Annotated in this window: 20 protein-coding genes and 1 pseudogene; all 21 read left to right on the top strand. The window is 69.7% G+C overall.

Features of this window, described 5'->3' with window-relative positions; all coding sequences use genetic code 11:
* The first annotated feature begins 55 nt into the window (after positions 1-55).
* The 21 genes and pseudogenes from HK401_RS06505 to HK401_RS06400 all read left to right on the top strand — a co-directional run bounded on the left by HK401_RS06505 (position 56) and on the right by HK401_RS06400 (position 20,990).
* Complete coding sequence (locus HK401_RS06505; RefSeq protein ID WP_181273822.1) at positions 56-1,657, top strand: aldehyde dehydrogenase family protein; 1,602 nt, start codon at positions 56-58, stop codon at positions 1,655-1,657.
* Positions 1,658-1,854: 197 nt separating this feature from the next.
* The gene (locus tag HK401_RS06500; protein ID WP_181273871.1) at positions 1,855-2,700 is read left to right on the top strand and encodes a helix-turn-helix domain-containing protein; all 846 of its coding nucleotides are present in this window, start codon (positions 1,855-1,857) and stop codon (positions 2,698-2,700) included.
* Positions 2,701-2,955: 255 nt separating this feature from the next.
* Entirely contained in the window at positions 2,956-4,068 is a 1,113-nt protein-coding gene (locus tag HK401_RS06495) for an ArdC-like ssDNA-binding domain-containing protein (RefSeq protein ID WP_181273821.1), read from the top strand.
* On the top strand, positions 4,068-4,910 hold the full coding sequence (locus tag HK401_RS06490) for a bifunctional DNA primase/polymerase (protein ID WP_181273820.1): 843 nt from the start codon (positions 4,068-4,070) through the stop codon (positions 4,908-4,910). The genes HK401_RS06495 and HK401_RS06490 overlap by 1 nt, the downstream gene beginning before the upstream one ends.
* A gap of 111 nt (positions 4,911-5,021) precedes the next feature.
* Complete coding sequence (locus tag HK401_RS06485) at positions 5,022-5,780, top strand: DUF2637 domain-containing protein (protein ID WP_181273819.1); 759 nt, start codon at positions 5,022-5,024, stop codon at positions 5,778-5,780.
* Positions 5,777-6,181 carry a hypothetical protein gene (locus tag HK401_RS06480; RefSeq protein WP_181273818.1) on the top strand — a complete coding sequence of 135 codons (405 nt, stop codon included), beginning with the start codon at positions 5,777-5,779 and terminating at the stop codon, positions 6,179-6,181. The genes HK401_RS06485 and HK401_RS06480 overlap by 4 nt, the downstream gene beginning before the upstream one ends.
* Before the next feature lie 6 nt (positions 6,182-6,187).
* Positions 6,188-7,093, top strand: a complete 906-nt coding sequence (locus HK401_RS06475) for a hypothetical protein (protein WP_181273817.1) — start codon at positions 6,188-6,190, stop codon at positions 7,091-7,093.
* The gene (locus HK401_RS06470) at positions 7,090-8,112 is read left to right on the top strand and encodes a ParB N-terminal domain-containing protein (RefSeq protein WP_181273816.1); all 1,023 of its coding nucleotides are present in this window, start codon (positions 7,090-7,092) and stop codon (positions 8,110-8,112) included. Before HK401_RS06475 ends, HK401_RS06470 begins: the two co-directional genes overlap by 4 nt.
* A 44-nt stretch (positions 8,113-8,156) precedes the next feature.
* Entirely contained in the window at positions 8,157-8,858 is a 702-nt protein-coding gene (locus HK401_RS06465; protein WP_181273815.1) for a hypothetical protein, read from the top strand.
* A 16-nt stretch (positions 8,859-8,874) separates the two neighbouring features.
* The gene (locus HK401_RS06460) at positions 8,875-10,527 is read left to right on the top strand and encodes a VldE C-terminal domain-containing protein (RefSeq protein ID WP_181273814.1); all 1,653 of its coding nucleotides are present in this window, start codon (positions 8,875-8,877) and stop codon (positions 10,525-10,527) included.
* A gap of 277 nt (positions 10,528-10,804) precedes the next feature.
* A complete protein-coding gene (locus HK401_RS06455) occupies positions 10,805-11,071 on the top strand; it encodes a DUF6112 family protein (RefSeq protein WP_181273813.1) in 267 nt (88 codons plus the stop codon).
* A gap of 182 nt (positions 11,072-11,253) precedes the next feature.
* The gene (locus HK401_RS06450) at positions 11,254-11,574 is read left to right on the top strand and encodes a DUF6112 family protein (protein ID WP_181273812.1); all 321 of its coding nucleotides are present in this window, start codon (positions 11,254-11,256) and stop codon (positions 11,572-11,574) included.
* 35 nt (positions 11,575-11,609) lie between these two features.
* The gene (locus HK401_RS06445) at positions 11,610-13,031 is read left to right on the top strand and encodes a conjugal transfer protein TrbL (RefSeq protein ID WP_181273811.1); all 1,422 of its coding nucleotides are present in this window, start codon (positions 11,610-11,612) and stop codon (positions 13,029-13,031) included.
* Between the two features lie 6 nt (positions 13,032-13,037).
* Entirely contained in the window at positions 13,038-14,510 is a 1,473-nt protein-coding gene (locus HK401_RS06440; protein WP_181273810.1) for an SCO6880 family protein, read from the top strand.
* A gap of 104 nt (positions 14,511-14,614) precedes the next feature.
* A pseudogene (locus tag HK401_RS06435) lies at positions 14,615-14,974 on the top strand (hypothetical protein); the annotation flags it as partial.
* A gap of 860 nt (positions 14,975-15,834) precedes the next feature.
* Positions 15,835-17,322, top strand: a complete 1,488-nt coding sequence (locus HK401_RS06425) for a putative type IV secretion/conjugal transfer ATPase (protein WP_181273809.1) — start codon at positions 15,835-15,837, stop codon at positions 17,320-17,322.
* Entirely contained in the window at positions 17,319-17,900 is a 582-nt protein-coding gene (locus HK401_RS06420; RefSeq protein ID WP_181273808.1) for a hypothetical protein, read from the top strand. The genes HK401_RS06425 and HK401_RS06420 overlap by 4 nt, the downstream gene beginning before the upstream one ends.
* Positions 17,897-19,684: a type IV secretory system conjugative DNA transfer family protein gene (locus HK401_RS06415; RefSeq protein ID WP_181273807.1), complete on the top strand. Its 1,788-nt coding sequence runs from the start codon at positions 17,897-17,899 to the stop codon at positions 19,682-19,684. Before HK401_RS06420 ends, HK401_RS06415 begins: the two co-directional genes overlap by 4 nt.
* 77 nt (positions 19,685-19,761) lie before the next feature.
* Positions 19,762-20,205 carry a single-stranded DNA-binding protein gene (locus HK401_RS06410; protein ID WP_181273806.1) on the top strand — a complete coding sequence of 148 codons (444 nt, stop codon included), beginning with the start codon at positions 19,762-19,764 and terminating at the stop codon, positions 20,203-20,205.
* A gap of 18 nt (positions 20,206-20,223) precedes the next feature.
* Positions 20,224-20,796 (top strand): hypothetical protein, encoded by a 573-nt coding sequence (locus HK401_RS06405; RefSeq protein WP_181273805.1) that lies wholly within the window; start codon positions 20,224-20,226, stop codon positions 20,794-20,796.
* Positions 20,793-20,990 carry a hypothetical protein gene (locus HK401_RS06400; protein ID WP_181273804.1) on the top strand — a complete coding sequence of 66 codons (198 nt, stop codon included), beginning with the start codon at positions 20,793-20,795 and terminating at the stop codon, positions 20,988-20,990. The genes HK401_RS06405 and HK401_RS06400 overlap by 4 nt, the downstream gene beginning before the upstream one ends.
* The last annotated feature ends 26 nt before the right edge of the window (positions 20,991-21,016 follow it).

Below are 21,016 nucleotides of genomic sequence, written 5' to 3'. Positions count from 1 at the left end.
CGGGGCGAAACCCTCTCCCGCGCAACTCATCATCAACGACGACACGGAGAACGACATGAATGCGCAGGACGCCTACAACAGCCTGAACTCCGAGAAGTGGGCCGCTACCTCGATCAGCGACCGGCTCGAACTGCTCAAACAGGTGCAGGACAACATGCTCACCCACGCGATGGAACTCGGCGCTGCGGACAAGCAGATGCGCAACGACATCGTGGGCGAGCCGCAGTACCTCGACGGCTACGGCGTGTTCGGCACCATCGGTCCCATGGGCGGCGTGGTGGCCGCCACCATCGATCTCTACAAGTCGATCGCAGCCGGCACGATGTTGACCGCGAAGAGCACCACCCCCCTCGGCGGAGATCGATACGACGTCGAGGTTTTCCCACAGACGTTGAAGGACAGGATCGCCGGAGGTGCCCAGCGCGGGCACCTGCACGTGAAGGGAACACCGCGGCAGGTCAACCCCCTCGACAAGCCGGCCGGCGTGATCGCAGTCCTCGGCGCCGGGAACTACAGCTCCTCACTGGAGACACTGAAGGCGCTGTTCTGGGAGAACAAGGCGGCCATCCACAAGCCCCACCGCTTGAACGTGGCCACCGACGCGGTGTGGCAGAAGATCTTCGCACCACTCGTCGACATCGGCGCCCTCGCGTTCTGCGATGTCGACCAGAGCCGCGTACTGACCACGTTGGACGGGCTGACCGCCATCTACTTCACCGGGGGTACCGAGACCGCCGAAGCGATCATGGACGCAACCGACACTCCCCTCGTGTCCGAGTGCGGCGGCAACAACCCCAGCATCGTGGTTCCCGGCGACCGACCGTGGACTGCCAAGGAGATCGAGCACCACGCCGTCCAGTTCGCCTCCCAGGCCAAGATGAACGGCGGCGCGATCTGCGGCCGCGCCCAGACCCTCGTCACCTCGCGGCACTGGCCGCAGCGTGAGGAGTTCCTCGACGCGGTCCGCAAGGCCTTTACCGAACTCACACCGGCCGTCAGCATGTTCTACCCCGGCAGCGACGAGGTCACGGAGCGCTTCCTCGCCGCCCATCCCGACGCCGACGTCCTGCCTGCCGAGGACGGCAAGTACCCCCACAGCGACACGCTCCTCATCACCGGCGCCGCCCCCGAGAGCTTCGCGACCAACAACGAAGCCTTCTGCCTCATCAACACCGAGGTACCACTCGACGTCCCCGCGAACGCGGCCGACTTCCTGCCTGCCGCGGTCGAGTTCTGCAACGACCAGCTCCTCGGCAGCCTGGCCGCGATGGTCATCATCGACGACGACACCCGCAAGGCCAACCAGACCGCGTTCGACCACGCCATCAACGACCTCTCCTACGGCGCAGTCGCGGTCAACGCCGTCCCACCGATGATCTTCGGCAGCCCGTACCTGATCTGGGGAGGCAACGAAGAGGGCAAGGAGTTCGTCTCCGGACGAGGCAACTTCGGAAACGCACTCAACTACGAGAACGTCGAGAAGGCCGTCCTCTACGACGACTTCATCGCCGCCAACCACTTCCTCCAGACCACCAGGGTCGCCTTCGACCGCCTCCTCATCGCCAACAGCCGCTACCTCACCAAGCCGACCTGGCCCAACCTGACCAAAGTCGCCGTCGCGGCGACACGGGCCAACCGCGCAAGAAGGGACTTCTAGCGCCCAAGAGCAAGAGCGCCCTCGCTGCAACTAAGACAGGGCATGACGTCATGACAACCATCGATAGCACCTCGGCCGTTTCGGACAAGCTCGGAAAGGAGAGCGGTATAAGCGAAGGCGCAAAGGTGTGGCTCAGGCCCTGGGACACGACAAAGTTTCGACCGATCGTGGCAAAGAATCGCGCCGCCTGTTGTGTAATGAAACCCCAGGCATTCGACTGTGTGAAGTTGGTAGCGGTCCGTGATGGCTCGGCCATCGTGCACAGTGCGTTTGGCACTCGTCCGGTCAGAGTCGGTGACATCGTGCTGTTCGCGCCCAACGTTCTCTGCGGTAGCGAACCAGAGGACCACGTCACGGTCACCACCGTCTATCTCGACTCCGACTACGTGGTCGACCAGGTGTACTGGCAATATGCATCGGTCCTCGCGGATCGGTTGACAGCTCAACAGTTCGTCGCAGCCGTGTATACCGAGCCCGCCCAGGTTATCCGGCTGGACGAGAACGGGATGGGGATGCTGACACCGTGGCTGGATGAGCTGGTAGCGCTGAGTACAGACGGTGACTTCGCCCGGAACTTCTACCGAATGCAGGCGCTGTGGTTCAACATCGCGCACGTGGTCGCTCCGTACATCAGAGCTTCCCCGGTGCGGATATCGGCGTCGCAGCGTGCGCATATCCGGCCCACGCTGCCACGGAGTCGCCGCTTCGAGCCGGTGCGCGCCGAGGCGCGTAGTGCTGCTGAGTTGCTCCATCGGGCACCGGCGGAGCGCTGGACCCTCGATGCTCTAGCCAAACGAGTGCATCTGTCGCCGTCGCAGCTGAGCCGGGTGTTCACCGATGCCTACGGTAAGACACCGCTGGCGTATCTGACGATGCTGCGTGCCGAGTACCTGGCCAGGTCGTTGCGGGAGACCGATCTGCCGATCGAGGCCGCGATGCGGGAGGTCGGTTGGCGCAGCCGCGGACACGCCGCCCAGCAGTTCCGCAAGTACGTTGGGCTCACGCCCACTCGGTACCGGCAACTTGCTCTTCGCGCTCGCTGAAAGCCGCTCCCGATCTGAGCATCATGAGCGGGATATCGGGAGCATCCCAGCGCCGAACCCCACAGAGCTGGGGATAACAGGTAGGCCGGTATGTCCTACGTCAGGCGCACCACGAGTTCTCCTGACGGCCAACCTACCGACCTCGTAGTTCGCTGACCGTCTCGACATACCTGCTGGTTCTCCTGGCGCACCTCGTTGGTGCACCGCCGCCCTGTCCTGGGGCGCGTGGTCTATGCCGGGAGGAGGCCAGAGCAGATGGCAACGAGGCAGGAGGCCCGCCAGGCGCGGGAAGCGAAGCTCGACGAGCTGCACGAGAAGCTGACCGGCGCGGTCGAACAACTCGTGTCCGGCCCGGATTGGGCAAGGGCGCTGGCGTTCGCTGCCCGGTTCCGGTCAAGGAGCTTCAACAACACCCTGCTGATCTGGGTGCAGCATCAGGGTGCCTATGAGCAGGGCCGGGTGCCGGAACCGTTCCCGTCGTACGTGGCCGGGTACCGGCAGTGGCAAGCCCTCGGCCGGCAGGTGGAGAAGGGCCAGCCCGGCTACCAGATTCTGGCACCAGTGACCGGCCGGTTCGCCTCGGCCAACCCCGCGGACGCGGACTCCTGGCGCCGTCTGGGGAAGGGCGAGAAGCCGCGTGCCGGTGAAGTGGTGCGCTCCAAGATGGTCGGCGTCCGCCCGGCCTACGTGTGGGACGCCTCGCAGACCACTGGCGACCCGATCCCCGAACCCCCGGCGCCGCGGCTGCTGGAAGGCCAGGCGCCCGCCGGGTTGTGGGACGGCCTGGCGGCGCAGGTCGAGGCGGCCGGCTTCACGGTGCTGCGGGTGCCCCACGAGGGGATGATCCACGGCGCGAACGGGATGACCGATTACACCGCGAACACGGTGGCGGTGCGGGAGAACATGGACCCCGCGGCACAGGTCAAGACCCTCGCCCACGAACTCGGCCACGTCCTCCTCCACGGCCCCGACGCCGAGGAAGCGCGGCAGCATCGCGGGATCGGCGAGGTCGAAGCCGAGTCCGTCGCGCTGATGATCGGCGCCGCCCACGGGATGGACACGTCGGGTTACACGATCCCGTACGTCTCGACTTGGGCCGCGCGGGTCGATGGGAAAGAGCCAGTCGAGGTGGTCAAGGCGACCGGTGAGCGGGTCCGTAAGACCGCCATGGCGATCCTGGACCAGCTCGACACGGTGCAGATCGCCGACGGCACCCCACCGAGTCTGGACCGGGACGCGACCCACCGCGAGACACCCGCACATGCGCGACCGGCAGCCGAGCCGACTGCTCCGCGGCGGGTGGCGTCGTTGCCTGAACCAGGTGCGCGACCCGTCCCGGTGCCGGCGTTCGAGGGGCGGGGGCTGTGATGGTCGAGCACGGCGCCGTCTCCTCGGTCCTGTTGCGGATGAGCGGGGCATGGCCGCTGTCGGCGGCCGCGCGCGAGTTCGCCCGCGCCGGAGTGTCGGTGTTCCCCTGCGCCCCGTATGGGAAGCGGCCGGCGACCGAGCATGGCTTCCACGACGCCACCACCAACCTGGATCAGATCGAGGCGTGGTGGCGGCAGTCGCCGGGCGCGAACATCGGCGTTCCCACCGGCGCCGCCTCGGGCGCGGCCGTGGTGGATATCGATGTCCACGGTCCGGTCGATGGCCGCGCCGGCTTCGACCGCGCCGGCCGTGCGGGACTGGTGGACGGGTGGGAGCTGGTGGTGCGCACGCCCACGGGCGGGATGCACGCCTACTATCCGGCAGCGCCCGGCTCGGAGCAGCGGTCGTGGCAGGTGGCCCGCGCGGGGATCGACTTCCGAGGCGACGGCGGCTACATCATCGTCCCGCCCTCGCTCCGCTCCATCGAGGGCACCACAAGCGGGTACCAGGTCGAGCAGGTCAACACCGGCCCCGCCAGCACCCTGGACGCTCCGCGGCTGCGAGACTTCCTCGACCCCCGCCCCACACCGAGCCGTCCTGCGACTGGCGGTGTGGATCGGGACGTCGATATGGACGTGTCCCGGCTGGCGGCGTGGGTCGCGGCCCGCGGCGAAGGCGAGCGGAACCGCGGCCTGTTCTGGGCAGCGTGCCGACTCGCGGAAAATGGGCTCCCCGCCTCCGATGCGCTCGATGTGCTGACCGCGGCCGCCGGTCACGCCGGGCTCGGAGACCGCGAAATCGCCACCACGGCGCACCGTCCACCCCGCACCCGCCCGGCGTGACGCACGCGATGGGTCGTCGCGGGTGCGGGGTTCCTCGCCGCTGGCCGCGGACGGCTGGTTCAGCCGCGATGCCAATCCGACTCCGGCGCCGTCGAGGGCGCGGGGGCTGTGATGACCACCCCGATCACGAGCAGCACGGTCGCGAGCAGGACGGCGGGGCGCCGGTGGGCAGTGGTGACGGCGGTGTCGGGGACGGTGTTCATCGCCGCCGGCGCCTTCTGGCTCTCCTTCACCGCGTTGGCGGACCTGGCCGCAAGGTCCGGGGTGGGTGCGGGGCAGGCGTGGGCGTGGCCGCTGATCGTGGACGGCATCATCGTCGTCGCGACCGTCGCCGTCGTCGCACTCGCCGGCCACAAGTCGGCCTGGTATCCGTGGGTGCTGCTGATCGGCGGCGCCGCGGTGTCGGTGACCGCGAATGCGATCCACGCCGTGTTCGCCGCCGACGCCGACGTGCCCGGCGTACTCGCCGCATCGGTGGCGGCGGTGCCACCGGTCGTGCTGTTGGCAATCACCCACTTGACCGTCATCCTCATCCGCCCCACACCCGACACCGGCGGCCCCGATGAAGCAGTCGGCCCCGCGGCGCCGAACCGTTCAGTCCTCGACGCACCGGCGCCGTCACAGCCGCGGGAGCTGACCGCACCGCACACCGCGGGCGAGCCAGCTCATAGGGCGGGCAGGAACGTGCCCGACACGTCTACGTCCGCACCTGCACTGGAGCGCAGGAGCCGGGCGGCCGAGCTGCGGCGGCGGGGTTGGTCGAACAAGCGCATCGCCCGCGAACTCGGTGTGCACCCGTCCACGGTCGGGCGCTGGTTCGCCGGTGCGCACCTTGCTGACAGCAACGATGGTGAGGAGGAGACCCGATGAACGGGAACCCACACGAACAACACGAACAGCACGAGCGGCGACGGCCGGCCCCTGAGCCTGAACGTGAGCGCGGACCGGTCGACGCGACCAGTACGCCGGATGCGGTGGAAGCCGCCCACGTCCGCCGCGACGGCGAACAGGGCACGCTCGGACATGGGAGGCGGGCGCGGGGTGTGGAGTGGGTGCGGCCCACCGATCTGATCGCCCGGCACGGGGCGACGCTGTCGGGGCGGGGTATCGACTTCGAGGCCGAACTGGCCCGCCGCGCCCGCGCCCCGATCGCGAACCGGATGCACGACCTCGCCGACCGGGCGCGCCGTTTGCCGCCGCTGTCCGCCTTCGGCCGCAGCGCCACCAGCCTCACGGGTCCGGTGCGCTCGGGTGTCGGGATGACCAGGTGACCGGCCATGACCACCACGACACACCACGACCACGACGAAGCCGGCGAGGACTTCACGACCGGTGAGGGCCTGCGGACTCTGCTGAACCGGCTGCACGAGGCGGGCGAGGGGGCATGGGCCTCCGACCCGGCGGCGCGGGATCTGATGGCCTACGCCGCGCAGAAGTACACGCCATTGGCGCGCAAGCACGGCCTGGACCCGTGGGAGGCCGCGTCGGCGGCGTTCGACGCGATGCAATACGACTCGACCCGGCGCGCTGACGATCCGTGGGCGATGGTCACTCACGGGGTGCGGATCACCTGCATCTTCGAGGAACGCGCCCAAGGACTGCTCTGCTCGGTCCACCAAGCCCGCCGTCCGCACGTGTCGGCGTTCCACGACCCGGAGCGGTTCGGCGATCGCGACAACCCGCTGACGGACTATCACCCGGCCTTCCACGTCACCGACCCCAGCTCGGCAGACGCCGAGACGGACACCAGCGCCGATGCGGGCGACGGTGGCGGTTCCGGCGGTTCGGATCGGGCGTGCATGTCGGCTGAGTCGGCGAGCGAGGATGCCATCGGGCTGTTGTGCCTGCTGGGCTGGGCACCGGAGACCGCGCGGGCGTCGGTGGAGCATGTCTGCGGGGCGCTGATGCGGGTCGGTACGCGGCAGTCTGCCTATGAGAGCCTGCGGCGAGACCGGCATGCGCGCGCCCTGCTCGACCTGCCCCGCGCCTCGTGGACGGTGCTGCTGCGGGCACTGCTCGGCAACCCGCACCCCGCCTACGCCGCCACCAGTGCGGGCAAAGGCGTGCTGCTGCGGCTGCTGATCGGCGAGACGCTGCCGGTGCTGCTGCGCGATGACGACCTCGTGCTCTCCCTGTCCCTCGCCGCACCGCGGCGCCGTCACGCGGGGGGTGAGCGGCGGTGAGCTTCGATCCAGGACATATCGAGCTGGAGTGGACGGTCGATTCCATCCGGGTCGGCCGCCGGCACCGTACCGAGCTGGGCGACATCGACGAACTCGCCGCTTCCATCGACCGCGACGGACTGTTGCAGCCCATCACCGTCACCCCGGACGGCGTGATCGTCTGCGGCGCGAGGAGGCTCGCGGCGATCAAGAGGCTTGGGGAGAAGAAGGTGAACGTGTGGGTCCGCTCCGGACTCTCCGACCGGCTCGGGCAGTTGTTGGCCGAGCAGGACGACAACATGCTCCACAAGCCGCTCACCCAGCGTGAGGCTGCCGCCCTGTATCGGGAGTTGAAGCAGGTGATGGCCGAAGATGCCGCCCGGCGTGAGGCCGCGACCCGGTTCAGCTCGCAGTATCAACCCCGGTGGAACGGGGAGGGAAATTTTACCGCCCCGTTGGAGACGCCGCTCGGCCGCGCGGACGAGCAGGCGGCGGCGATGATCCCTGGCGGCGCGTCCTACAAGACGATGGAGAAGATCGGCTACCTCGAACAGATCGTCGCCGACCCCGCACAGCCCGAGAGCCTGCGCACTGAGGCACAGGCGGGGCTGGAGCGGATCGAGGGCGGCGCCCCGGTGCACCCGATCTTCCAGGCCGTCCGCGACGCGGCGATCGCCGCGCAGGATGCGCGGGAGGCCGACCTGCACCAGATGGCCGACGAGGCCGTCGCTCGCGCCAGAGCCGCCAAGAAGCAGAAGGGCACGGCGGCGGTGTCGCGTCCGGTGCCGCTGATCGGTGTGGATGGTGAGCCGGTGCGGTATCCGGTGCGGGCGTTCATCCACACCTGGGGCGAGCTGACCGAGTGGTGGACCCACTACGACGTCGCTCAGCTCGCCGCCGAGCTGAGCGAGGAGCAGATCGCGGGCTTCTTGGACACGGCCGAAGGCACCAGTGGGTTCGCCGAGGAGCTGCGCGCCGCCCGTGATAGTCGGGCGGCCGACGACGCCCCCTCGGCGCGCGGTCATCTGCGGGCCCTCTGACTGTCGCACTGAGGGTGAGGGAAGGGTGCGCGCACCTGTCGGGTATGAAGACCCCACTCGCCGCCTCTGATCCTCGTTCCCGTCACCGGCTCATCGCACTCATCGCCGCGCTCGTGGCGATCGTGGTACTCGCCGGGATCGGGGTCTACGGCCTCCTGACCGGACCGCCCACGAGCGATCGCGACCCCGACCACGACGGCGGCACACCATCGGGGCCGGCGGTCACCACTCCTGGTGAGCCCACGCCGACCTGGACACCGCGGCTGCCGGAAGTCGAGGCGTCGGATGACCCGGAGACCTTCGCCGGCAACGTCGCCACCGCGTTGTTCGCGTGGGACACCGCCTCGGGGTTAATGCCCTTGGACTACAGCAGCGTGGTCCTCGCCGTGGGTGACCCCTCCGGTGCGGAGCAGGCCGGCCTCGCCTCCGATGTCGCCGCCTACCTCCCCAGCCGGGACGCCTGGCTGGAGCTGCGCCAGTACGCCACCGCCCAGCACCTCACCATCGACAACCTGTTCGTGCCGGAAGCGTGGGGTGAGGCGGTGGAGCAGGCCCAGCCCGGCCAGCTCGCTCCTGGCACCGTCGCCTACACGATCGAGGGCACCCGCCACCGCACCGGGACCTGGAACGACGAGCAGGTGACCTCGGAGCATGCGGTGGCGTTCACCGTGTTCATCGTCTGCGGCCCCACGTATGACACCTGCCGCCTGCTGCGGCTGTCCCAGCTCGACAACCCACTGCGTTGAGAACCAGGGAGCTGTCGTGTTGAAGAAGGTCGCCGTCGCCGCGCTCGTCCTGCTGTTCTTCGGACCCGCCCTGGCGTTGCTTTCGGTCGGGGTGCTGATGAACCCCGCCGCCACCGCCACCGCCACCTGCACCGTCAACAGCGGGGTCACGGTCGGGGACGTCCCCGACGAGCTGGAGGTCACCACCGCCAACGGTGAGACCTTCACCCTGAACCAGACCCAGCTCACCCACGCCGCCACGATCATCGAGACCGGCTCCGGCATCGACGGGGTGACCCGCGACGGGTTGGTGATCGCGTTGATGGCCGCGCTCGCCGAGTCCACCCTGCGGATGCTGTCCAACACCTCCGCCTACCCCGGGTCGGCGGACTATCCGAACGACGGCGACGGCTCAGACAACGACAGCCTGGGCCTGTTCCAGATGCGGCCGCAGTCCGGGTGGGGCACCGTCGCCGAACTGAAGGACCCCGTCTACCAGGCGCAGGCGTTCTTCGGCGGCCCCACCGGACCCAACCACCCGAGCCCCAGGGGGCTGCTGGACATCCCCGGTTGGGAGGAGATGGATAAGGGCGAGGCCGCCCAAGCCGTCGAAGTGTCCGCGTACCCGGACCGGTACCGGAACTACGAGCCGGTCGCCGAGACCATCCTCACCACCCTCACCACCACGACGGCCAGTACGGGTGACGCTGGGGTCGTTCCGGTCGCGCAGACCGGCGGGCCGGAGTCGTCACGGGTGGTGTTCCCCGTGCCGGAGGGCACCTGGGTGCTGACCAGCGAGTACGGGCCGCGAGTGCATCCGATCACCGGGGAGGACTCCTTCCACACCGGCACCGACTTCGCCGCGCCGGACGGCACCCCGCTGCTCGCGGCAGCCGATGGCACCGTCACGGTGGCGGAGTTCTCCGGCGGGTACGGCGGGCTCATCGTCATTGAGCACACCATCGGCGGCCAGGCGGTCGCGACGGCGTATGCGCACATGTGGGAGCACGGTATCCACGTCCAAGCCGGCGACACCGTGACCGCGGGGCAGCACATCGGCGACATCGGCTCCTCCGGCAACTCCACGGGTCCGCACTTGCATTTCGAGGTCCGCCTCGGCGGCACCGACGGTGAGCACACCGACCCCGCCGCCTGGCTCAACTCCCATGACGCGGCCGACCTACCCGAACCCGAGACCGGCACACCAGGCGAGGACTGCGACCCCGACACCGGAGGTGCTCCCGGTCAGGCGCCGGAGCCGTTCGAGGGCGACCCGAACCAGATGGTCGACGACCCCACCACAGGCGGGCAAATCACCGCCCGGATGCTGCACCTGTACCAGCAGACCATCGCCGCGTTCCCCGACACGAGCTGGGCCTGCTACTCAACCCGTCCCGGCACCGTCTCCGAACATCCCCTCGGCCGGGCGTGCGATGGCACGTTCGGCAATGCCATCGGCTCCCACCCCACCCCGGCACAGCGCGAGCTCGGCTGGGACGTCACCAACTGGATGAAGACCCACGCCGAAACCCTCGGCGTCGAATACCTCATCTGGGACGGCAAAATCTGGTCGGTCGCCCGCGACGCCGAGGGCTGGCGTCCCTACGACGGCGGCGGCATGCACGACCCCGGCGACGTGACCGGCGGACACTACGACCACCTGCACGTCACCGTGTCTCAGAATCCGTGATTATTCGCTTACATCTGATGCAAGAATCATGCATCAGATGTAAGCGGCGGATCGGCCACCGTCCCGGTCACAGCGGCCGCTGAGGTGGCGCCGGTAATCCGAGCGAAGACCCTGGTCAAGTGGCGTTCCGCCGGAGCAGGCGGGCGGTCCCGGCGTGGCTGGGTCAGCGGGTCGCACCTCCCGGTATGAGGGCTATTGCGTCACTTCGATCATCGGACACCACCAGCATCGCGTCTGCTCGCTGCACCTCTGGGCGGGGGGCCGGTGGTGATGCGGCATGAACGTATTCCCGGACTTCGACGGGCTCGGCGGCATCGGCGACCTCCGGGCCGTGATCGGCGCGCTGCTCACGTTCGTACTGATCGTCGCGGTGCTGATGCTGATCGTGTCCGCGATCGTGTGGGCCATCGCCGCCGCGAACGGCAACCAGGCGATGGCCGGCAAGGCCCGCACCGGCGTCCTCGTCGCCGTGGGCACCGCCGCACTGGCCGGTTGCGGGGTGGCGTGGATGAACTGGCTGATCGCCCTCGGCGACCAGCTCTGACGCCTGCTCGTCGTCGTCATCGCCACAGATGCCGTCTCGCCCTGCTCCGGGGCGGGGCGGCATCGGTGTGTTGCGGCCCTCCGTGCGTCGAGTGAGCGCGTGGACGCGTGGGTGCACCTGATCTGCGAACCCCGTCCGTGTTCCCCGCCCCTTGGCGGGTCCGCATCTGTCAGGAGCCCATCGTGTTCGACCTCGCCACCACCCTTCTCACCACACCGCTCGTGCTGCCGATGGACATCAACATCGACCCCAACAGCGACGGACTGCCCGGCATCGCACAGTTGCGCACCATCGTCGGCGCCATCATGACCGTCGGCCTCATCCTCTCCGTCCTCGCCCTGATCATCAGCGCGATCGTGTGGGGCTTCGGCGCCAACTCCTCCAACCCCCACCTCGCCGGTAGGGGCAAGATCGGCGTCCTCGTCTCCTGCGGCGCCGCCGTGATCTGCGGCGCGAGCGTGACGCTCATCAACTTCTTCTGGAACGTCGGCCAGCAGGTCTGAACACCCATCCATCGAGCTAGGAAGCAGGTCTTGCGATGGGTGTCTGCGACGTCCCTGTCATCTCCTCCGTCTGCGATGCAGTCGGTGAAGGTGCGGCCAGTCTGGTGGCGGCGCCGTTCGACTGGCTGGCCCAAGCCATGGGCGCCGCCGCCGGGTGGCTGTTCGAGGCCGTCTGGACGGTCTTCGACACCACCACCCTCGTGGATGTCACCAGCGAGGAGTACGTGGCGGTCTACAACATCCTGTTCGGCATCGCCGTTTTCGTGATGCTGATCTTCTTCTGCCTCCAGCTCATCACCGGCCTCATCCGCCGAGACCCCACCGCGCTCAGCCGTGCCGCGCTGGGGCTCGCCAAGAGCGTGCTCGGCAGCTTCGTCGTCATCACCCTGACCGCCTTGTTGTTGGAGATCGTGGACCAGCTCTGCATCGGGATCATCCAGGCCGCCGGGGAGACCACCGAGAGCATGGGCGACAAGATCGCCCTGCTCGCCGCGGGCCTGGTCGGCATCAACATCGCCGCCCCCGGCGTGGGTGCGATCATCACGATCTTCCTCGCCGGCCTGGCGATCGCGGCCGCCGCGATCGTCTGGTTGAGCCTGCTGGTGCGCAAGGCGCTGCTGTTGGTGGCGATCGTGTTCGCCCCACTGGCGTTCTCCGGCGCCTCGTGGGACGCCAGCCGGGGGTGGATCAGCAAGTGGGCGATGTTCGTCATCGCCCTGATCTGCTCCAAGCTCGTCCTGGTCGTGATGTTCCTCGTCGCCATCACCCAGGTCAGCGCGCCGATCGATGGGGATCTGGCTTCGGTGGCCGACCCGATCGCCGGGATCGTGCTCATGGCGATGGCCGCGTTCGCGCCCTACCTGACCTACAAGTTCATCGCGTTCGTCGGATTCGACATGTACCACGCCATCGGCTCCGAACAGGACGCGAAGAACGCCCTCAACCGTCCCGTCCCGGTCCCCTCCAAGCCCGGCGGCAACGGCGGGAACGAGCCAAAGAAGGTCTTGGACGGCAACGACGACGGTGGTGGTGGCAAGAAGCCGCCGGAGCCGAAGAACCCTGCACCAGCGTCCTCCAGCGGCACGGCTGGCGCAGGCGGCAAGACCGCCGCCGGCAGCTCCGCAGGAGCCGGCGCGGGTGGCGGAGCCGGAGCGGGCGCTGGAGCTGGTGCAGCGGCTGCCGGGCCGGCCGCCGCCGCGGTGGTGGCGGCGAAAGTCGCCAAAGACGCCGCCACCGCCGGACCCAAGGCCGGCAAGGCCCTCGGCAACCAGGGCGAGAACGCCGCCGACTGCGCAGGGCAGACCGGCACCACCCCGCCACCGGCCGCGCAGGCACCCCCGCCCTCGACCCCGGCACCCAAGACACCCTCCGCGGGTCCCACGGGGCCATCGGAGCCGGAGTCGCGGCCACCGAAGCAGCCCCCGCCGCCGGCACCGAAGCCGACCGGAAAAGAGTGAGCCGCCATGCCCGCAAAGCAGACCGAGCCCGCCGCGTCATCAGCGGAGCTGGTGCCGGTCAAGTTCTCCCGCCTCACCCGCCGCGGCGTTCTCCTAGGGCTGTCGCTGGCGCAGCTCATCACCCTCGCCATCGGCATCCTCTCCATCGTCGGCGCCCTGTACGCGGGCGGCGGCATCCTCCTCGCCTACACCGCCCCCATCTGGGTGATCGCCGCCTGCATGACGTGGATACCCATCGCCGGGCGGCCGGCGGTGGAGTGGCTGCCGGTCGCGTTCTGGTGGCTCTGGCGCACCACCGGCGGGCAACTCCTCTACCGACGCCGGATCGTGAAGCCCCGGCCGGTGGGCACGCTCGCGCTGCCCGGCGACCAGGCGCGACTACGCGAATACACCGACCCCGAAACCGGCGCCGGGATGATCCACGACCCCACCGCCAGCACGCTGACCGTGGTGTGTGAGGTGACGCATCCTGCGTTCGTGCTCCTCGATCCCGGGGAGCAGGAACGGCGCGTCACCTCCTGGGGCCGCGTCCTGGCGACCGTGTGCCGGTCCGGCCGGATCGCCACCCTGCAAGTCCTCGAACGCACCCTGCCGGACTCCGGCACCGGCCTGGCGGAGTGGTGGGAGGCGCACGGCACCGCCGACGACACCTGGGCCGCGACCACCTATGCCGAGCTGATCGACCGCGCCGGTCCCGCGGGCGAGAGGCACGCGACCACGCTCAGCCTCGCGTTGGACATGAACGCCAGCGCGCGGCAGATCAGGACCGCCGGCGGCGGGCTGCGCGGCGCGGCCGCGGTCCTGCGCCAGGAGATGTCCACCCTTACGGCGGCGCTGCGTTCGGCCGACCTGTCACCCTCCGGGTGGCTCACGCCGGGACAGATCGCGGTGATCCTCCGCAGCGCGTATGACCCGGCGATCGCCGCCACCCTCGAGCGCCACGGACAGCTCGGCCAGTCCCTCGCCACCGCCGGCCCAGTGGCGGTCAACGAGTCCTGGTCGCGGCTGCGCACCGACTCGGCCCACCATGCGGTGCTGTGGGTCAGTGAGTGGCCCCGGTCGCTGGTCTATCCGGGGTTCCTGTCCCCGGTGCTCCTCTCGACGGGGATTCAGCGGTCGTTCTCGTTGCTGTGCACGCCGATGCGCTCCGACCAAGCCGCCAGAGACATCCGCAAGAAGAAGGTCGAGCACATCTCCGACCAGGCGCAACGGGCCAAGATCGGGCAGATCGAAGACGCCGCCCAGACCGCCGAGTACCACGACGTGCTCCAGCAGGAAGCCGACCTCACCGCCGGCCACGGCGTCCTGCGCTACACCGGCCTCATCTCCGTCTCCGCCCCCACCGTGGAGGAGCTGGAGGCCGGGGTGGCGGCGATCGAACAGGCCGCCATCCAAGCCTCCTGCGAGACCCGCCTCCTCGTCGGCCAGCAGGCCGCTGCGTTCACCGCCGCCTCCCTCCCTCTCTGCCGCCGCATCTGACCCGCCCGCTGCGGGCCGTTCCCGGCGCGTGGACGGGCGGGCGCACCTGACCGGTGGCCCCCGAACTGCCGGGGGTGCTCGCCCACGTTGCCAGGGAGGCTGTCATGCCCACGTTCCACGATCCACTCGCCGATGCCGCCGAAGCGTCGGAGGCGATGCGGGGTCTCGCCCACGCCAGCCGTGTGTTCGATGACCCCGCCGACACCTACACCGTGTTCGGCGACCTGACCGCGGCCATGCGGTCGCTGAGGCAGGTGCTCGACCAGCTCGCCGCCACCCACCTCGCCCACCGCGACCGGGCACACCACGACGACGGCGACCACCTCGCCGGGGACCGCTCCGCCCTCGCCGCCGCCGACGAGCTGCACCAGGCCGGCACCCTGCTCGACCAGGCCCACGACCACCTCAACGCGGCGTTCTCCCACTCCGGGCGGATCGCCTGGCACCCCGAGCCCGCGCAAGCCGGGCTCGATCATGACGGCCCCGTGCCCACGACGGTTACCGCTGGGACGCTGCGGCTGACCGTCTGGCCCGACACCCCGGTGGGTGAGCACCAGCGCTACGCCTACCGGATCACCGACACCACCACCGGGCAGGAGCTGGAGGGCCGGGACCTGTTCACCGGCGCCGGCCAGCCCGTCGACCCCGACCACGCGATCCGCGACCTCGCGACCTTCCTTGGCGCCGCCGGAGAGGCCCGCCAGTACGCCCTCGACCACCCCGACAGCACTCCCGAGCACGCGGGGCTATTCCCGGAATGGGTGGCCGAGGCCGCCCGCACCAACACCGACCCCCTCACCGAACTCACCGAGCTGGCCGAACCCACCGAGCAGACGGAGCCAGCCGAGGCGTCCAGGCCCGAGCGGCAATGGATCAGCGTGGTGTTCCTGCAAGGCGAGGAAGCCGACGAAGTGCTGGACCTGATCGAGCGGGACGGCACCGATGCGGCGATCGAACTCCTGACCGGCTACGACTACGGCGAGGAGACCACCCAGGCGGCACTGGAGAACGGCTACGCCTACGACGAGCCCCCGACCGGCGCGTTGGACCGGGTGGTCACCGGCGAGGACGGCTACATCCTGACCTACAACCCGTTCGCCGGACACGTCAGCCTCCTCCGGGAGTACACGCCGCCAGCCGACGCCCTCAACGAAGACGCCGTGGTGCCGGCGCGCGAAGCGATCGCCGGGATCGGCGCGCCCAAGCACGAGCCGGAACCGGCACTCAAGCAGGCAACGACAGAGCGATCGCGGCGGGCGCCCGATCCATCCTGGTTCGAGCACCCCGGCGTCGCCACGGTCAAGCAGTCCCGAGGACTCTCACTATGACTGGCAGCGAGCCGGAGCAGTTGCACACCTCCGTCCTGGTCGCCCCCGCGGCCGAGCGCCGCCGGCTGCGCAAGCAACGCCGACAGGCCGCCGCCCGCCTCCAAGCCGAACAGCGCCAGGTCGAGAAGCAGGCGGCACGGGCGAAGGCCGAGGCCGAGAAGGCCGAACAGCGCGCGACGACCTATCTGCCTGCCGCAGGCGAAACCGGACCCGCTGCGCTTAGGTCGCCCGGCCGGTTCCGGCTGCCCCGCCACCAGGACACCTCCGCGACCCTCGCCGGGGCGTACCCGTTCGTCGCCGAAGGCGGACTCGGCTCCAATGGGGTGTTCGTCGGACAAGACCTCTACTCAGGCGGCAGCTTCGTCTACGACCCGTGGGTGCTCTACGCCCGCGGGATCATCACCGCACCCAACATCGTCCTGGCCGGCATCGTCGGCTCCGGCAAGTCCAGCCTGGCGAAGTCGATCTACACCCGGTCCCTGCCGTTCGGCCGCCGCGTCTACGTCCCCGGTGACCCGAAGGGCGAGCACACCGCGGTCGCCGAAGCAGTCGGCGGGCGGGCGATCGTCTTGGGCCACGGACTGCATACACGCTTGAATCCGCTCGATGAAGGCCACCGCCCCTCCGGCCTCTCGGATGAGCAATGGGCCGCCACGGTCGCGTCCCGGCGGCGTGACCTGATCGGCGCGCTGGCTGAGACCGTGCTCGCGCGCGGCTTGACGCCGTTGGAGCACACCGCGATCGACCTCGCCCTGACCGCCACCGTTGCCGAGAACACGGTGCCGATCCTGCCAATGGTCGTCGACCACATCCTCAGCCCGACCGATGTTCCGGACGGTCGCCTCGCGGAGGACGGCAGGCTCGTCGGCCACGCCCTGCGCCGCCTGGTGGCCGGGGACCTCGGCGGGCTCTTCGACGGCCCCTCGACCGTCGCGTTCGACCCTTCGCTGCCGATGATCAGCCTCGACCTGTCGCGGGTGACAGAGAACTCCACCCTCATCAGTGTCCTGATGACGTGCTCCAGCGCGTGGATGGAGTCCGCGCTGCTGGACCCCAATGGTGGGCAACGGTGGGTTATCTACGACGAAGCCTGGCGCCTGATGTCCCACCCCGCCCTGCTCAGGCGCATGGACGCGCACTGGAGGCTGGCACGGCATTACGGCATCGCGAACATGCTGATCTTCCACAAGCTCACCGACCTCGACAACGTCGGCGACCAGGGCTCCGCGATGCGCTCCCTCGCCAACTCCCTCCTGGCGAACGCGGAGACCCGCATCGTCTACCGGCAAGAATCCGACCAGCTCGGCACCACCGCGCAAGCCCTCGGGCTGACCGGCACCGAGCAGAAGCTCCTCGCGACCCTGGGGGTCGGGCAGGGGCTGTGGAAGATCAAGTCCAGAAGCTTCATTTCGCAGCACCAGCTCCATCCGGTCGAGCTGAAACTGTTCCGGACTGACGCCCGCTACCTGGGCGGTCAGTCATGAGCGGCCGCAACCCGCTGCGCCGCCCCCCGTCCCAGCAGCCCGACGAGACACCGGTGGTGCTGCCACACGTCCTCATCACCGTCACCGAGAACGGCGCCCTGGACGTCACCGTCGACGGCACGCCGTTCCCGCCACCGGCCGTGGGCTCGGAATGGACACGCGGCACCTTCGGGCCGCTACTGGACGCGGTGACCAAGGACCGCACCATCGCCGTGCGGATCGAGGTCCGCGAGGTCGACGGAACCGTGTTCACCGACCTCATCCGCTCCCGCAAACCCACCCCACCCCCGCTACCCGACGACGAAGACGCGGCCGCGCCGGGCACGCGGCGCGCACGCCGCGCCAAGCAGCACGAGCCGCCGGTGCTGGTCGAGGTCACCGGGGACGGGTTCGTGCCCGGTGAGGACATCGCCGTCGCCGTGATCGTCTCCCACACCGACGCCACCGGCACCGGTGCGGCGCGCGCCCTGCTCGACAGGCGCCAGCTCGACGCCGTGCTGCCCGAGGCCGACGGGGCGGGCGAAGTGGTCCTGTACGGGCGTATCTCCGGCACGACCGTGGTCAGGCGGGTGCCGTGAGCAGCCCGCAGGGGCGGCAGACCGGCTCGTTCGGGGACGAGCTGACCAACGCCGCCCTGATCGGGCTGATCGGCATGTTCGGTGTCGCGCTCATCCTGCGCGCCGCCGGCAGCGTGGCCGCGTTCCTCGCCGGCTCCGCCCAACCCGCCGCGGGACCGGCGTCGGGGCTCGGGGTGCTGTTCAACCCCGGCGACCCGGCCGCCGCGCTCGATGCCGCCGGGCTGAACCCGGTCCTCTACTGGATCGTCACCGCCGTCCTGCTCACCGCACTGGCCGTGGGCAGCGGGTGGGTGTGGATGCGGCTGCGCCGCCACACCCGCAAGACCGAGACCGACCCCCGCCGCCTCGCCGGCACCGCCACCGGCCACGAAGTCAGCCAGACCGCCTCCGGGAAAGCGCTGCTGCGCCGCGCCGGCACACTGCGCCCCTCCCTGGAGACGCCCGGACCGGCGGATGTGGGTTACCTGCTCGGCACCAGCCACGGCAAACAGGTCTGGGCATCGGTCGAAGACTCGATCCTGCTGCTTGGCCCGCCCCGCTCCGGCAAGGGACTGCATGTGGTCATCAACGCCATCCTCGACGCACCCGGCGCGGTCGTCACCACCTCGACGCGGCCGGACAACCTCACCGCCACCCTCCGCGCCCGCCAGCGCGACAGTCGGCCGGTGGGCGTGTTCGATCCCCAGCACCTCGCCGAAGGCGTCCCCGCCGGACTCCGTTGGTCCCCGGTCCGCGGATGTGAGGACCCGCTGACGGCGATGATCCGCGCCACCGGCCTCGCCTCCGCCACCGGACTCTCCTCCGGAGGGGTCGAGTCCGGCGGGTTCCGGGAAGGCAAGACCCGCACCGCGCTCCAAGCGCTGCTGCACGCCGCCGCTCTCGACGGCCGTCCGCCGGCTGAGCTGTTCCGGTGGACCCTGGACCCCTCCATCGCCGCCGAAGCCGTCGCCATCCTCACCAATCACTCCGGCGCAGCCACCGGATGGGCCGACTCCCTCGGGGCGATGATCGACTCCGACCCCAAGACGCGGGATTCGATCCGGCAAGGCGTCTCCCTCGCCCTCGGAGCACTCGCCGACCCCCGCGTCCTCGACGCCGTCACCCCACGAGCCGGTGAGGACTTCAACCCCGAAGCGTTCCTCACCCAGCGCGGCACGCTGTATCTGCTCGCCACGGGCGCTGGCGCCGGTGCGTCCGCGGCCCTGGTGACCGCGTTCGTGGAAGACCTCGTCGAAGCCGCCCGCCGCCTCGCCGCCCGCTCACCCGGTGCCCGCCTGGACCCGCCCCTGCTGCTCGCGCTCGATGAGATCGGCAACCTCTCACCGTTGCCGTCGCTGCCGACGCTGATGGCAGAGGGCGGCGGCACCGGAATCACTTGCCTGCCCGTGCTCCAGTCGCTCGCCCAAGCCCGCGAGAAGTGGGGCGACAACGCCGCCGGCGCCATCTGGGACGCCTCCATCGTGAAGATCATCCTCGGCGGCGCCTCCAACTCCCGCGACCTCCAAGACCTGTCCTCCCTCATCGGCGAACGCGACGAGTACACCGACTCCGTGACCCTCGGCGACCACGGCACCCGCTCCAACCAGCGCTCCGTGCGCCGAGTGCCGATCCTCCCGCCCGACCGCATCCGCACCCTGGCCTTCGGCACCGGCATCACCCTGCTGCGGTCCGCGCCACCGATCGTGACCGACCTGCGCCCCTGGCCCACCCGCCCCGACGCCGCCCAGCTCGGCAAGGACCGCTCGGCCATCGAGGCCCTGCTGCGGCGCCCGACGGCGACCTGACGCAGAGAACGGTCGTGCACCTGCCTGACATGAGCGGCCCCTGATCGACGGGGTCGCGTAGATGTCAGGAGACTCAGATGGCTATCCAGACTCAGCAGTCGTTCTCGGGGTTCGTCGCGTCCGACCCTCAGCTCACCCACACCGAGAACGGTGATGCCCGGCTGTTCATGAATGTCGGCAAAGAGCACTACCGGCAGGAGCAGGACGGGTCGTTCACGCAGTTGGAGACCACCTTCCACAACCTGGTCGCGTTCAAGGCCGCCGCCGAGCAGGGCCACGAACGACTGGCGAAGGGCGACAAGATCATCGCCGAAGGCTATGTCCGCGAGTACAGCTATCAGCGCGACGGTCAGAACGTCGAGGGTGAGGAGTTCGTCGCCCGCCGGGTCGGTCACGACATGGCCCGCACCCGCTACGACGTCGACCGCACGCCCCGACGCACTGCGCCTGAGCGTGACGCGGCCGCATTCGCCGCGCCCGCGCGCGCCACGGCCCAGTCGGCTCCGGCCGTGAGCATGTGACCGGAAGCGCTGACCACGATGGATGAGTACACGCTTGAGCCTGACGAACCCGACCACTTCGACCCGGATGATGAGCCTGACGCCGCAGCGGACGATGTGGCCGAGCCACCGCATCCGGTGAACTGGAACCTGCTGTCCGCCGACGATCTGGAAGTCGAGTGGCTCGCGCTCAACGACTGGGTGGCGTGGCTGCGCCGCACTTACGGGCTGCCCGCCAGTGTCGTGTCGCCGTTCTGGCACCGGCATCCCGAACTGGTATGGGAGCTGTCGGCCCTGCATCTGCACTGGCTGTGCGCCTACGACCCCGAGCAGGCCGGGTCCGCGCCGTTCGGCTGGCATCGGGACTTCGCCGACGCTCGCAACCGGCTGCGCGAATGGGTCGCCGCCTCCGGCACCCGCCTGGACCGTGACCGACCCACGCGGCAGACCGCTTGGCCCGGCGAGGACCCCGCGTCCGCGGTCGAGGACGTCGTGATCGCCGACCGTGCGGAGGACTTCGTGCAGTTCGTCTTCGAGCAGGTCGCGGCCCGCCGCGAAGCCGAGGATGCGTTCTTCCGCACCCTTGATGAGCACACCGGAGAAGTCCCATGACCGGCCGGACTTCCCGCGACAGGGACGAGCGGCTACCGGAGAGGATGCGCGACTACCGCATCGAGGCCGAGCCGCGCCAGAGCCCGGACCTGCACAAGCTCGCCCAACTGTTCATCGGCATGGCCCGCGCCCGCGCCGAACAGGACCGCACCAATCCCACGCCCGGCAGCAGGCAGCCAGGCTCCTGCGCCTGACGGGGTGCCGGGGTAGAATCAGAGCA

Origin of the sequence: Brevibacterium oceani (assembly GCF_013623835.1) — a bacterium.
In the GTDB taxonomy this organism is placed as follows: domain Bacteria; phylum Actinomycetota; class Actinomycetes; order Actinomycetales; family Brevibacteriaceae; genus Brevibacterium; species Brevibacterium oceani.
The sequence above is the reverse complement of the archived record's forward strand: the minus strand, read 5'-3'. Positions and strand labels throughout refer to the sequence as shown.

Excerpts from the sequence above, each read along its gene's own strand:
- HK401_RS06505 (WP_181273822.1), top strand. The coding sequence starts at position 56 with ATGAATGCGCAGGACGCCTACAACAGCCTGAACTCCGAGAAGTGGGCC.
- HK401_RS06500 (WP_181273871.1), top strand. The coding sequence starts at position 1,855 with ATGAAACCCCAGGCATTCGACTGTGTGAAGTTGGTAGCGGTCCGTGAT.
- HK401_RS06495 (WP_181273821.1), top strand. The coding sequence starts at position 2,956 with ATGGCAACGAGGCAGGAGGCCCGCCAGGCGCGGGAAGCGAAGCTCGAC.
- HK401_RS06490 (WP_181273820.1), top strand. The coding sequence starts at position 4,068 with ATGGTCGAGCACGGCGCCGTCTCCTCGGTCCTGTTGCGGATGAGCGGG.
- HK401_RS06485 (WP_181273819.1), top strand. The coding sequence starts at position 5,022 with ATGACCACCCCGATCACGAGCAGCACGGTCGCGAGCAGGACGGCGGGG.
- HK401_RS06480 (WP_181273818.1), top strand. The coding sequence starts at position 5,777 with ATGAACGGGAACCCACACGAACAACACGAACAGCACGAGCGGCGACGG.
- HK401_RS06475 (WP_181273817.1), top strand. The coding sequence starts at position 6,188 with ATGACCACCACGACACACCACGACCACGACGAAGCCGGCGAGGACTTC.
- HK401_RS06465 (WP_181273815.1), top strand. The coding sequence starts at position 8,157 with ATGAAGACCCCACTCGCCGCCTCTGATCCTCGTTCCCGTCACCGGCTC.
- HK401_RS06455 (WP_181273813.1), top strand. The coding sequence starts at position 10,805 with ATGAACGTATTCCCGGACTTCGACGGGCTCGGCGGCATCGGCGACCTC.
- HK401_RS06445 (WP_181273811.1), top strand. The coding sequence starts at position 11,610 with ATGGGTGTCTGCGACGTCCCTGTCATCTCCTCCGTCTGCGATGCAGTC.
- HK401_RS06440 (WP_181273810.1), top strand. The coding sequence starts at position 13,038 with ATGCCCGCAAAGCAGACCGAGCCCGCCGCGTCATCAGCGGAGCTGGTG.
- HK401_RS06425 (WP_181273809.1), top strand. The coding sequence starts at position 15,835 with ATGACTGGCAGCGAGCCGGAGCAGTTGCACACCTCCGTCCTGGTCGCC.
- HK401_RS06420 (WP_181273808.1), top strand. The coding sequence starts at position 17,319 with ATGAGCGGCCGCAACCCGCTGCGCCGCCCCCCGTCCCAGCAGCCCGAC.
- HK401_RS06410 (WP_181273806.1), top strand. The coding sequence starts at position 19,762 with ATGGCTATCCAGACTCAGCAGTCGTTCTCGGGGTTCGTCGCGTCCGAC.
- HK401_RS06405 (WP_181273805.1), top strand. The coding sequence starts at position 20,224 with ATGGATGAGTACACGCTTGAGCCTGACGAACCCGACCACTTCGACCCG.
- HK401_RS06400 (WP_181273804.1), top strand. The coding sequence starts at position 20,793 with ATGACCGGCCGGACTTCCCGCGACAGGGACGAGCGGCTACCGGAGAGG.